This window comes from Lactobacillus sp. C449L (assembly GCF_059900815.1).
Window position 1 is genome coordinate 1 of record NZ_JBWXGA010000279.1, and the last position, 442, is coordinate 442.

A 442-nucleotide genomic window follows, 5' to 3' on the forward strand; every position below is an offset into this window, starting at 1 on the left:
CTATGGTGGTCAGGGGAACGACAGCATTTCTCAGACCGGAACTAACGCTTCGAGCATCTATGGCAATCTCGGCGATGACTCGATCGTGAGCAGCTCCTCTGGTAGCCAGTCGGTGTTTGGCGGCCAGGGTAACGACACGATCACGGCGAGTGGCAACGCCGGGAATCTCCTCGTCGGCGGGCTTGGGGCTGACCTCATCACCGGCGGCGCGGGGTTCATCGGGCGCGCCGTTGCCCGGGAAGCGCTGAAAAGAGGCCACCAGGTCCGCGTCATCGACAGCCTGATCGAGCAGGTGCACGGCGACAGGGAACGGCCCGACGACCTGCCCGACGATGTGGAGCTGGTCCGCGCCGACATCCGCAACGGCGATGCGGTCGCCAGGGTGATCCGGGGCGTGGACAGCGTCATCCACCTCGCCGCCGAGGTGGGCGTCGGCCAGTCC

1 protein-coding gene is annotated in these 442 nt (G+C 66.3%); it reads left to right on the forward strand.

Features of this window, described 5'->3' with window-relative positions; translation table 11 throughout:
- The coding region (locus AC2JF9_RS09385) for an NAD-dependent epimerase/dehydratase family protein (protein ID WP_500727237.1) at nucleotides 1-442 on the forward strand (442 nt) is incomplete at both ends.